The organism is Streptomyces sp. CA189, assembly GCF_056428985.1.
In genome coordinates this window covers 1-11,965 of record NZ_JBWJVM010000101.1, presented here as the reverse complement: position 1 = coordinate 11,965, position 11,965 = coordinate 1, and the positions used below count along the sequence as shown (strand labels likewise).

8 protein-coding genes are annotated in these 11,965 nt (G+C 70.6%); 4 read left to right on the top strand and 4 right to left on the bottom strand.

The window, feature by feature from the left end; all coding sequences use genetic code 11:
* Positions 1-6 precede the first annotated feature (6 nt).
* Genes nuoL through nuoN form a run of 3 tightly spaced genes read left to right on the top strand, consistent with a single transcriptional unit; the run spans position 7 to position 5,226 of the window.
* Entirely contained in the window at positions 7-1,974 is a 1,968-nt protein-coding gene (gene nuoL / locus AC061S_RS40020; protein WP_478690788.1) for an NADH-quinone oxidoreductase subunit L, read from the top strand.
* A 1-nt stretch (position 1,975) separates the two neighbouring features.
* Positions 1,976-3,568 (top strand): NADH-quinone oxidoreductase subunit M, encoded by a 1,593-nt coding sequence (locus AC061S_RS40015; protein WP_478690787.1) that lies wholly within the window; start codon positions 1,976-1,978, stop codon positions 3,566-3,568.
* Between the two features lie 38 nt (positions 3,569-3,606).
* Complete coding sequence (gene nuoN / locus AC061S_RS40010) at positions 3,607-5,226, top strand: NADH-quinone oxidoreductase subunit NuoN (RefSeq protein WP_478690801.1); 1,620 nt, start codon at positions 3,607-3,609, stop codon at positions 5,224-5,226.
* Positions 5,227-5,246: 20 nt separating this feature from the next.
* Here the strand turns inward: nuoN and AC061S_RS40005 are convergent, their stop codons facing one another.
* The 4 genes from AC061S_RS40005 to fahA form a co-directional block, all read right to left on the bottom strand.
* Positions 5,247-7,994, bottom strand: a complete 2,748-nt coding sequence (locus tag AC061S_RS40005; RefSeq protein WP_478690786.1) for a PKD domain-containing protein — start codon at positions 7,992-7,994, stop codon at positions 5,247-5,249.
* Between the two features lie 195 nt (positions 7,995-8,189).
* Positions 8,190-8,801, bottom strand: coding sequence for a hypothetical protein (locus tag AC061S_RS40000; RefSeq protein ID WP_478690785.1), 612 nt, complete (start codon positions 8,799-8,801; stop codon positions 8,190-8,192).
* Positions 8,802-8,895: 94 nt separating this feature from the next.
* Entirely contained in the window at positions 8,896-9,468 is a 573-nt protein-coding gene (locus tag AC061S_RS39995; RefSeq protein WP_478690784.1) for a hypothetical protein, read from the bottom strand.
* 154 nt (positions 9,469-9,622) lie between these two features.
* Entirely contained in the window at positions 9,623-10,858 is a 1,236-nt protein-coding gene (gene fahA, locus AC061S_RS39990) for a fumarylacetoacetase (protein WP_478690783.1), read from the bottom strand.
* 141 nt (positions 10,859-10,999) lie between these two features.
* Here fahA and AC061S_RS39985 point away from each other — a divergent pair, with 141 nt between their 5' ends.
* Positions 11,000-11,806, top strand: coding sequence for a Cof-type HAD-IIB family hydrolase (locus AC061S_RS39985; protein ID WP_478690782.1), 807 nt, complete (start codon positions 11,000-11,002; stop codon positions 11,804-11,806).
* Positions 11,807-11,965 lie beyond the last annotated feature (159 nt).

Below are 11,965 nucleotides of genomic sequence, written 5' to 3'. Positions count from 1 at the left end.
GTCGCTGTGGAGAACATGATCGCGCTGCTGGTAGCAGCGCCCCTGCTCGGAGCGGTGGTGCTGCTCTGCGGCGGCCGCCGTCTCGACAAGACCGGCCACTGGATCGGCACCCTGCTCGCCGCCGTCTCCTTCGGCATCGGCCTCGCCCTCTTCGCCGACATGCTCGGCAAGGGCGCCGATGACCGGACCTTCCACCAGCGGCTGTTCAGCTGGATCCCGGTGGAGGGCTTCCAGGCCGACATCGGCTTCCAGCTCGACCAGCTGTCGATGACCTTCGTCCTGCTGATCTCCGGGGTGGGCACGCTCATCCACGTGTACTCCATCGGGTACATGGAGCACGACGAGCGCCGCCGCCGCTTCTTCGGCTACCTCAACCTCTTCGTCGCCGCGATGCTGCTCCTGGTCATCGCCGACAACTACCTCCTGCTGTACGTCGGCTGGGAGGGCGTGGGCCTCGCCTCGTACCTCCTCATCGGCTTCTGGCAGCACAAGCCCAGCGCGGCCACCGCCGCGAAGAAGGCCTTCCTGGTCAACCGGGTCGGCGACATGGGCCTTTCGATCGCCATCATGCTGATGTTCACCACCTTCGGAACCTTCGCCTTCGGCCCCGTGCTCGGCTCGGTGTCCGAGGCCGGCGAGGGCAAGCTGACGGCGATCGCCCTGATGCTGCTGCTCGGCGCCTGCGGCAAGTCGGCCCAGGTGCCGCTGCAGTCCTGGCTCGGCGACGCGATGGAGGGCCCGACCCCGGTCTCGGCCCTCATCCACGCGGCGACCATGGTCACCGCCGGCGTGTACCTGATCGTCCGCTCGGGAGCCATCTTCAACGGGGCGCCGGACGCGCAGACCGCGGTCGTCGTGGTCGGCGCCGTCACGCTCCTCTTCGGTGCGATCGTCGGTTGCGCCAAGGACGACATCAAGAAGGCCCTCGCAGGGTCGACGATGTCGCAGATCGGCTACATGTTCCTGGCGGCCGGCCTCGGCCCCATCGGCTACGTGTTCGCGATCATGCACCTGGTCACGCACGGGTTCTTCAAGGCGGGGCTCTTCCTCGGCGCCGGTTCCGTGATGCACGGGATGAACGACGAGGTCGACATGCGCAAGTACGGCGGCCTGCGGAAGTACATGCCGGTGACTTTCGTGACCTTCGGGCTGGGCTACCTCGCCATCATCGGTTTCCCGGGCCTGTCGGGGTTCTTCTCGAAGGACATGATCATCGAGGCCGCCTTCGCGAAGGGCGGCACCCAGGGCTGGATCCTCGGCGGGGTGACCCTCCTCGGAGCGGCGATCACCGCCTTCTACATGACCCGGGTCATGATCCTCACCTTCTTCGGCGAGAAGCGCTGGCAGCCGGCGCCCGACCCGGCGACGACGCCCGGCGTGGAGCCCGGCGTCGAGGCGCACCCCGGCGCTGTGCTGGATCATGCCGCTGACGCGGCGTGGCCGCACCCGCACGAGTCCCCGAAGTCCATGACCATCCCGATGATCGTCCTGGCCTTCGGCTCGGTCTTCGCGGGCGGGTTCTTCGGGATCGGCGACCGCTTCCTGCACTGGCTGGAGCCCGTCACCGGACACCAGCACGGACACCCGCCGATCAGCGCGCTGACGGTGACGCTGGCCACCATGGTGGTCCTCGTCATCGGCGTCGCCCTCGCCTGGGTGATGTACGGTAGGAAGCCCGTCCCGGTCACCGCCCCGCGCGGCTCGCTCGTCACCCGGGCGGCCCGACGGGACCTCTACCAGGACGACTTCAACCACGTGGTCCTGGTCCGCGGCGGGGAGCACCTGACCCGCTCCCTCGTCTACGTCGACCACAGCCTGGTCGACGGCGTGGTCAACGGGACGGCCGCCGGAGTCGGCGGGCTGTCGGGCCGGCTGCGCAAGCTGCAGAACGGCTACGCCCGCAGCTACGCGGTCTCGATGTTCGGGGGCACGGCGATCCTGATCGCCGCGACCCTGCTGATGAGGGCGGTGTGAGATGAATTTCCCGCTTCTGACGGTGACGGCCGCGGTCCCCGCGGTCGGTGCGATCCTGACGGCGGCCGTCCCGGCCGCCCGACGGACCGCCGCCAAATGGCTCGCCCTGTTCTTCTCGCTGGCGACCCTGGCCCTGGCCGTGCTCGTCGCGGTCCGCTTCGAGCCCGGTGGCGACCGCTACCAGCTCACCGAATCGCGTTCCTGGATCGCCGACTTCGGCGTCCGCTACGAACTGGGCGTCGACGGCATCGGGGTGGTGCTGATCGCACTCACCGCGCTGCTGATCCCCTTCGTGATCGCGGCCGGCTGGCACGACGCCGACCCGCTGGAGACCTCTTCGTCGCGCTGGCGGCCGACCCAGGGCTTCTTCGCCCTGATCCTGCTGGTCGAGGCGATGGTGATCATCTCCTTCGAGGCCACCGACGTCTTCCTCTTCTACATCTTCTTCGAAGCCATGCTCATCCCGATGTACTTCCTCATCGGCGGCTTCGGGGACCGGGCACACTCCGGGTCGGACGAGAACGCGGCCGCGCAGCGCTCGTACGCGGCGGTCAAGTTCCTCCTCTACAACCTGGTCGGCGGCCTGATCATGCTGGCCGCCGTCATCGGGCTGTACGTGGTCGCCGGGAACTTCTCGCTCCAGGAGATCGCCGCCGCCCGCGCCGCGGGCACGCTCGACATGGCGACCAACACCGAGCGGTGGCTGTTCCTCGGCTTCTTCTTCGCCTTCGCGGTGAAGGCCCCGCTCTGGCCGCTGCACACCTGGCTGCCCAACGCGATGGGCGAGGCCACGGCCCCGGTCGCCGTCCTGATCACCGCGGTCGTCGACAAGGTCGGCACCTTCGCGATGCTCCGCTTCTGCCTCGGGCTCTTCCCCGAAGCCAGCAAGTGGGCCACGCCGGTGATCCTGGTCCTGGCCCTGATCAGCATCGTCTACGGCGCGCTGGTCGCCTGCGGGCAGCGGGACATCAAGCGGCTGGTGGCGTACGCCTCCATCTCGCACTTCGGCTTCATCATCCTGGGCATCTTCGCGATGACCTCCCAGGGCCAGTCGGGCGCGACGCTGTACATGGTCAACCACGGGCTCTCGACGGCGGCGCTCATGCTGGTCGCCGGCTTCCTGATCTCGCGGCGCGGCTCCCGGCTCATCGCCGACTACGGCGGCGTGCAGAAGGTGGCCCCGGTGCTGGCCGGCACCTTCCTGATCGGCGGTCTCGCGACCCTGTCGCTGCCCGGCCTCGCCCCGTTCGTCAGCGAGTTCCTGGTCCTGGTCGGCACGTTCGCCCGGTACCCGGTCGTCGGCATCATCGCCACCTTCGGCATCGTGCTGGCGGCGCTCTACACGCTGGTCCTCTACCAGCGCACCATGACCGGCCCGGTCAAGGAGGAGGTCCGCACCATGCCGGACCTGCGCCTGCGGGAGGTCCTGGTGGTCGCCCCGCTGATCGCGCTGCTGATCGGACTGGGCGTCTACCCGAAGGTCCTGACCGACATCGTCAACCCGGCGGTGAAGCACACCATGTCGGACGTCAAGCAGACGGACCCGAAGCCCGAGGTGGGCGTAGAGGCCAAGAACGGGGAGGGGGCTAAGTGAGCACCCTGACTGCTGCTGCCCAGAACCTGCTGCCGAACCTGGCGGCCGCGGCGCCGATCGACAAGATCCCGGCCCCGCAGATCGAGTACGCCCAGCTGTCGCCCACGCTCATCGTGCTGGGCGCGGCGATCATCGGAGTCCTCGTCGAGGCCTTCGTACCGCGCAAGGCCCGTTACTACACGCAGGTGTTCCTCGCCGTCGCCGCGCTGGCCTCGGCCTTCGCGGCGGTCGTCGGGCTCGCCGCCGGCGGGTACGGCAGCTCCAAGGCGCACATCGCGGCCATGGGCGCCATCGCCGTGGACGGCCCGGCGCTGTTCCTGCAGGGCACCATCATCCTGGCCTCGGTCGTGGTGATCTTCACCTTCGCCGAGCGGCGCCTGGACCCGGCCGCCCACGGCAACCGGGTGGACTCCTTCGCCGCGCAGGCGGCGTCCGTACCGGGCAGCGAGAGCGAGAAGGAAGCCGTCAAGGCGGGCTTCACCACCACCGAGGTCTTCCCGCTCGCACTGTTCGCGATCGCCGGAATGCTGATCTTCCCCGCGGCCAACGACCTGCTGACGCTGTTCGTGGCCCTGGAGGTCTTCTCCCTCCCGCTGTACCTGCTCTGCGCCGTCGCCCGCCGCCAGCGGCTGATGTCGCAGGAGGCGGCCGTCAAGTACTTCCTGCTCGGCGCCTTCTCCTCCGCCTTCCTCCTCTTCGGCATCGCGCTCGTCTACGGGTACGCGGGCTCGGTCTCCTACGCGGCGATCGCGGAGGTCGTCGACGGCACCGTGGCGAACATCGACCCGGCGCTCGCCGCCACCATGGGCAACGACGCGCTGCTGCTGATCGGCGGCGCGCTGATCCTGATGGGCCTGCTCTTCAAGGTCGGCGCGGTCCCCTTCCACATGTGGACCCCGGACGTCTACCAGGGCGCCCCCACCCCGGTCACCGGCTTCATGGCGGCGGCGACGAAGGTGGCCGCCTTCGGCGCCCTCCTGCGGCTGCTGTACGTGGTGCTGCCCGGCCTGCGCTGGGACTGGCGGCCGGTGATGTGGGCCGTCGCGATCGTCACGATGCTCGCCGGTGCGGTCATCGCGGTGACCCAGACCGACGTCAAGCGGCTCCTCGCCTACTCCTCGATCGCGCACGCCGGCTTCATCCTGGCCGGTGTGATCGCCACCTCGGCGGAGGGCGTCAAGTCCGTCCTCTTCTACCTGGGCGCGTACTCCTTCGTGACGATCGGCGCCTTCGCGGTGGTCACGCTGGTGCGCGACGCGGGCGGCGAGGCCACGCACCTGTCCAAGTGGGCGGGGCTCGGCCGTCGTTCACCCCTCACCGCGGCGGTCTTCGCGGTCTTCCTGCTCGCCTTCGCGGGCATCCCGCTGACCTCCGGCTTCTCCGGCAAGTTCGCCGTGTTCAAGGCGGCGGCGGAGAGCGGCGCGGGAGCGCTGGTCGTGGTCGGTGTCATCTCGTCCGCGATCGCCGCGTTCTTCTACATCCGGGTGATCGTCCTGATGTTCTTCAGCGAGCCGAAGGCGGACGGCCCCACGGTCGCCGTCCCGTCCCCGCTGACGATGACGACGATCGCGGTGGGCGTGGCGGTCACGGTGGTGCTGGGCGTGGCCCCGCAGTACTTCCTGGACCTGGCGGGCAGCGCGAGCACGTTCGTGCGCTGACCTGACCGTACCGGGTGGTGCTACGGGTTGGTGAAGTAGCCGAGGAGGTCGGTGATCACGTGGTTGGAGCCGCCGTGGCTGTTGAAGATGCTGACCTTGCCGCCGGTCCCGACGGGGGTCATGACGTGGTTCGGGACCGTGACGCCGGGCAGCGTGTTGAGGCTGCTGGCACCGGGCCGGGTGGCGCCGAAGGCGTACGCGGTCAGGAAGCCGGGTCCGGTCGAGTCGGTCGCGGTGACGTTCAGGGCCGCGCCCACGGCGTTCGCCGGGAGGCCGGGGACGGTGGTGGTGGCGCCCGGGGCGACCTTGCCGGTGGTGCGGGTGTCGGCGAGGCGCTTGGGGACGGCCGGGGTGAAGAGGGTCGTGCCGTCCTTGCCGTAGTAGCCGACCGCGTCCAGGACCAGGTGGGTGGAGCCGGAGTTGGTGAAGAGGGTGATGGTGCCGTTCGGGCCGACCGGGACGATGGCCTGGTTGGACTTGTCCTTGCCCGGCTCCACGTTCAGGTTCGAGGTGGTGGGGCGCTTGGCCGGGTCAGGGTAGGCGATGACGTGCGCCTGCTCCTTCGCGCCCGTACCGGTCAGGTTGAGCGCCACGGCCTTGGCGTCGGCCGGGACGCCGTTGACGCCGGCCACCTTGACCGTGCGGGTCTTGCCGCCGCCCAGCGCGCCGCCGGTCGTACGGGTGTCCAGGACCCGGGTCGGGGCGAGCGGGGAGAAGCGCTGCCCGATGTTGGGCTGGTAGTAGCCCACGAAGTCCACGATGATCGACGCCGCGCCGGAGTTGAGCTGCGCCATGACCGTGTCCAAGCCGCCGCCGACGGGGACCGTGACGGTGTTGGACGTGGTGGCGCCGGCGCGGACGTTGACGTTCGAGGTCGCGGGGCGGGGCTGGTCCGCGGGCCAGACGGTGAGGTGGGTGTCCTCCGAGGCGCCGGTGACGGTCACGTTGAGGACGACCGCGCTCACCCCGCCGGAGATCGGGAACTCGGGCCGGTCGAGCCCCCTGGGCACCTGCATCGAGAAGGGTGCGCCGCCCGGCATGGACGGGGTGTCGTCACGGCTGTCGCCGATCCGGTACGGCCCGACGGGGACGTAGCCGGAGGGGGCGTAGTCGACCTTGACCGTGCGCTTGGAGATGGACTTGGTCCTGGATTCCGCGGTGACGGTCACCGTGTAGGTACCGGGTGACCGGTAGGTGTGCGTGACCTTGGACAGGTCGGAGCCGCTCTCGGTGGTGCCGTCACCGAAGTCCACGGCGAGGCGCCTCACCGGCCACGGCGACACCGTGGCCGACGGGTCGACCTGGACGGTCAGCGGAGAGACGCGCTCGCTCGGACTGTCCGAGACCGGCAGGACCTGCGTGGCGGTGAAGGCCGTCGTCAGCGGGCCGTCGGCGGTCACCTTGACCGTCCGCTCCGTGAAGACCTTCTTCCCGGCGCCGTTGGTGGCGGTCACCTTGACCACGCAGGCGCACGGAGAGCTGTAGACGTGCGAGGCGACGGCCGCGAGTTCCCCGCCCTTCGGGGTGGTGACGACAGGGGTGCTCCCGTCACCGAAGTCCACGCTGTACGACATGCCGGAGGGCCAGTCGGTGGTCGCCCAGGCACTCACCTCCACCTTGGTCCCCACCGGCGCCCAGGCGTTGGTGATCGACATGGCGGCACTGCTCAGGCGGTCGTGACTCTCGTTGGCGCCGCGGTCGAGGAACCCGCCGTCCTTGCCGGTGTTGGCCACGAGGGGGTTGTCGATCGAGCCGAAGCCCTTCATGTCCGGGGAGGCCAGTGCGCCCGGCGCCGTCGCATCGGCGGAGTCGATGAGAGCGGTCTTGACGTCCGCCGGGTTCACGAGGTCGTGCGCACCCTGGCCGGTGGCCGTCGTGAACGCCGCGGGGGTCGGGTAGTCGGTGCCCGCCCAGTGGTAAGGAGCCGCCGTGATGGCCGGCTGGTTCACGAGGAGGTTGTAGTCGGCGCGGGTGCCGGACGCGGCGCTCTGCGCCACCAGGAGACCGTGGCGCGGTCCGGCAGCTGCCGTGCAGGGGGACTCGGGGCTCGTTGTGTTGACGGCGTTGTTGAACACCGAGGATCCGGTGGAACCGCCGCTGATCGAGATGCCGGGGCCGCAGTAGGTGCTGACGTTGTTGTTCGCGAGGGCGGTGCCGGGGGCGTCCACGACGTCGACCAGGGGCCCGGAACCGGTGCCGCGGACGGTACTGCGGTTGAGGACCGTGCGCTGGGCGCCGGGTCCGATCCGCACGGAGGCCATGGAGCTCTGGCTGACCCGTACGTCCGAGCTTCCCGCACCGATCACGACCCCGCCCGGGAGGTCGGATGCTTCGACGACGATGTCGCTGGAACGCTCGACCTTGGTGCCACGCGCCGCAGTGATCCCACGGAACACCACGTGGGAGGCACCGTCGACGGTCAACGGGTCGAGCAGCACCGCCTTCGCGGAGCTGCCGGAAGTCCCGGACGCGGTGGTGAAGGTGATCGGCTTGCCCGGTTCTCCGGAGCGGGCCACCGTGACGGCCCCGGCGTAGGAGCCCGGCGCGATCCGTACGGTCTGGCCGGCTTCGGCGGCCTTGGCCGCCGACAGGACGTTGCAGAACGGGGTGGTCTGCGTACCGGCACCGGGGAGGGTGTCGGAGCAGTTGGAGTTCGCGCCGTTGTTCACGAACAGGTCCGCCGGGGCAGCCGCGGCGGAAACCGCCGGGATGCCGAGGGCGGTGACGAGGCCCGCGGTGAGCAGGACCCCCGTACGAGTAGGACGCACCAGCAGTATTCCTTCAGAAAAGGGGCTGTGCGGATCTCGGTTCGGTGCGGCACTGCATGACGCGCGGAACGGCCCATCCCCCCCAAGGGCATCAGGCGCATGAGAATCCACAGAGACTGGCCATGATCCCTGATCGGGGGGGCGTTGTCACTAGCAAATTGAACGCGCTCAGCCCTCTGTGGCGAGGTGGACGATCTAGTGGCCGTGGTCGTGTGCGTCGGTGGGCTTCGTCGGGGTGCCGGGCTTGGCGGGGCAGGTCAGGGCGGGGTTCCAGTTGTGGAAGCGGCCGGCCGGGTTCTTCTCGTACGCCCACAGGTGGAGGTCGTAGTGCTTGGGCATGCCCGCCCAGTGACCCGGCATCGGCCCGTCGAAGGGCAGGCCGAACATGCTCGGCCGGTCGTCCGTGGTCTTCAGGTCCTGGTCCCGGTCGGTGGACATCCACTCCACGGCCTGGAGCTTGCGACGGCCGTTCTTGTCCTTCTCGGTGCTGTAGAGCACTGCGGCCGGCTTGCTCGGGTCCGTCGAACCCCAGTTGGCTTCCTTGACGTAGTGGTAGCCCATGGAGCCCACCCCGAACGGGTTGGTCATGCACTCCGTGCCGTGCGGTACGTACCCGTCCTTGAGGGCCTCCCGCTCGTCCGCGTACTTGGCCGTCACCGCGATTGCCGTCGCCATGTCCCGCATGGCCCGCGCGTTGGTCGGGTCGGGCGCGGGCCCCTCGACCCCGTGGGCCGGAGCCACGGCGGCCAGGCCGAGCGACACGGCGGCCGCGCAGGCGAGGACGGTCTTCAGGCTGCGTGCGGGCATCGGAACTCCTGGTGAGGCGGGGACGTTTCGTCCACCATCCCGGGGAGGCGGGAGCCTCGCACGCGGCGGGCCTCCGAACGGGGGTCCCGTACCCCTAAGGGGTGGTGGCGGGTGCGACCGGGCGGGGTCTGGTGGTGCCGGGGCGGCAGACGACCGACGGGTTGAAGGGCTCGAACCGTCCGGCGGGGTTGTTCTTCCACAGCCACAGATGCAGTGAATAGTGGACCTTCTGCCCCTTGTAGCGGGCGGGCAGCGGGCCGCGGAAGGGTTCCCCGAACAGGGAGGGGCGGTCGTCGTCGGTGTCCTCCCGGCCGTCCCGGTCCACGACCATCCATTCAAGGCCCGCGAGGCGCCAGCGGCCCGCGCCGTCGCCCTCGTAGAGCAGGGCGGTGGGCTTCTGCGGGTCGACGGAGCCGTCGTAGGCGTGGTTGAAGTGCGGGTAGCCGAGGGCGCCGGCGCCGCCCGACGGGTTCACGACGCAGTACTTGTCGGGGACGTACCCGGCGGCGACAGCGGTCTGGTGCAGGTGGTACTTGGCCGAGGCCCGGTAGGCCTGGGCCAGTTGGACGCTGGCGGCCGGGGCCGGGGCGGCCGGGGCGGCGGCCAGAGTGAGCGCGGCGGTGGCCGCGAGGAGCACGGGGCTGAACCGGGCGGTACGAGGGGCCATGCCAGCAGCATCACCGCGCGGCCCGGGGCCTGCCACGGCCGGAGGGCGTCCGGGTGATCATGTCGCCCGGGCGGGTGTACCCGTGCGGCCGGGTGGGGGAGGCGAGGCGTCCCCCCACCGTCCCCCACCCGGAACCGGTCACAGCACTAGCGGGCTAGCGGGCGGCGGCGCCCACGATGCGGCCGGCGACCTCGCCGAGGCCCACCCGGGTGCCGTCGGCGCCGGGCGCCCACGCGGTGAGGGTGACGGTGTCCCCGTCCTCCAGGAAGGTGCGCTTGCCGTCGGCGAGCTCGATGGCGTCGCGGCCGTTCCAGGTGAGCTCCAGCAGCGAGCCGCGCTGGCCGGTCTCCGGGCCGCTGACGGTGCCCGAGCCGTACACGTCGCCGGTGCGCAGCGAGGCGCCGTTGACGGTCATGTGCGCGAGCTGCTGGGCGGCGGTCCAGTACATCGACGCGAACGGCGGCGTGGCCACCTCCTGCCCGTTGATCGACACGGTGATGCGCAGGTCGAAGCCGCCGGGGCGGTCGGCGGCGGAGTCGTCGAGGTAGGGCAGGAGCGGGAAGTCGCGGGCCGGCGGGGCGACCCGGGCCGCGTCCAGGGCCTCCAGCGGGGTGACCCAGGCGGAAACGGAGGTGGCGAAGGACTTGCCGAGGAAGGGGCCGAGCGGCACGTACTCCCAGGCCTGGATGTCGCGCGCGGACCAGTCGTTGAGCAGGAACAGTCCGAAGACGTGCTCCTCGAAGTCGCCGAGGGCCACCGGACGGCCCTGCTCCGAGGGCGTGCCGACGACGAAGCCGACCTCGGCCTCGATGTCGAGCTTCACGGAGGGCCCGAAGACGGGCGCGGGGTCGGCGGGGGCCTTGCGCTGGCCGGAGGGTCGTACGACGTCCGTGCCGGAGACGACGATGGTGCCGGCTCGGCCGTGGTAACCGATGGGCAGGTGCTTCCAGTTGGGGGTCAGTGCGTCCCCGTCCGGCCGGAAGATCTTGCCGACGTTCGTCGCGTGGTGCTCGCTCGCGTAGAAGTCGACGTAGTCGGCGACCTCGTACGGGAGGTGCAGCGTCACGTCTTCCAGCGGCAGCAAATGCGGCTCCACGGAGGGCCGGTGGCCGGGGTCGGTGACCCAGGCGGTCAGCGCGCGGCGCACGTCCTTCCAGGCGGTACGGCCCGCGGCGAGCAGCGGATTGAGCGAGGGCTGCCCGAGCAGTCCGGCGTACGGGGACCCGAGCGCGGCCGCGGCCGCGCCGGCGTCGAGCACGTACCCGCCGATGCGGACACCGATGCGCCGCCGCTGGTCTCCGGAGGCGGGGGTGGAGAACACGCCGTAGGGGAGGTTGTGCGGCCCGAACGGGTCGCCCTCGGGCACATCGAGGGGGCTCTGCTGGGGCATGGGGTGCTGCCTCGCTTTCGACGCGGCCCGGGGGTGTCCCGGGAGCTGCTTGACAGGTTAAGGGGCTGGTGGGGCGTGCGGGAGGCCGGATTCGGGCACTATTTGTAAGATTTGTCCGAGGAGGTCCGTATCCTTGGACGCGTGACTTCCGCCCTCCCCTATGCACTCGTGGCCACCGACCTGGACGGGACTCTGCTGCGCGCCGGAGACACCGTCTCGGCCCGCTCCCACGCGGCCCTCGCCGCTGCCCGCGCGGCCGGCGCCCGGCACATCATCGTGACAGGCCGCCCCGTCCCGCAGGTCCGCCACGTCCTGGACGGCCTCGGCTACACGGGGCTCGCGGTGTGCGGGCAGGGAGCACAGGTCTACGACGCTGCGGCCGGGCGGATGCTGCACTCCGTGCCGCTGGACCGGGAGCTGGCGGAAGTCGCCCTCGGGAAGATCGAGGCGGAGGTCGGGGAGGTCTGGGCGGCCGTCAACCAGGAGGGCGTCGACGCGGAGATGCTGATGGGGCCGGGCTACCGGATGTGGCACCCGCACCTGCCGGTGGTGGCGGTGGCCCGGCGGTCGGATTTGTGGGCGTCCCCGATCAACAAGGTGCTCCTGCAGCATCCGCGGCTGTCGGACGACGAACTGACGGAGATTGCCCGGGGGGTGGTCGGGGACCTGGTCAACGTCACCATGGCGGGGGAGCACACGGTGGAGCTGCAGCCCCCGGGCATCGACAAGGCGAGCGGGCTGGCGGTGGCGGCGGCGCTCATGGACGTCACCGGGTCGTCGACGATCGCCTTCGGTGACATGCCGAACGACATCCCGATGTTCGCTTGGGCCGCGTACGGGGTCGCGATGGCGGGCGCGCACCGGGAGCTCCTCGCTGTCGCGGACGAGGTCACGCTCTCGAACGAGGCGGACGGTATCGCGGTGGTGCTGGAGCGGTTGTACGCCTAGCGTGCGGCGCCGTTGCCGGGGACCAGTCCCCGGACCCCTGCGCCTCAAACGCCGGCGGGGCTGGGGTGTGGTCGGCGTCTGCATGGCTGCGGGGGTGGGCCGGTGCCGGGGGCGGGGTGGGGTGTCGGCCTGGACTGCATGATTTAGGCGCCCTCTGCT

Bases quoted from the DNA above. Each gene is read 5' to 3' on its own strand.
- AC061S_RS40015 (WP_478690787.1), top strand. From the start codon at position 1,976: ATGAATTTCCCGCTTCTGACGGTGACGGCCGCGGTCCCCGCGGTCGGT.
- AC061S_RS40000 (WP_478690785.1), bottom strand. From the start codon at position 8,801: ATGCCCGCACGCAGCCTGAAGACCGTCCTCGCCTGCGCGGCCGCCGTG.
- AC061S_RS39995 (WP_478690784.1), bottom strand. From the start codon at position 9,468: ATGGCCCCTCGTACCGCCCGGTTCAGCCCCGTGCTCCTCGCGGCCACC.
- fahA (WP_478690783.1), bottom strand. From the start codon at position 10,858: ATGCCCCAGCAGAGCCCCCTCGATGTGCCCGAGGGCGACCCGTTCGGG.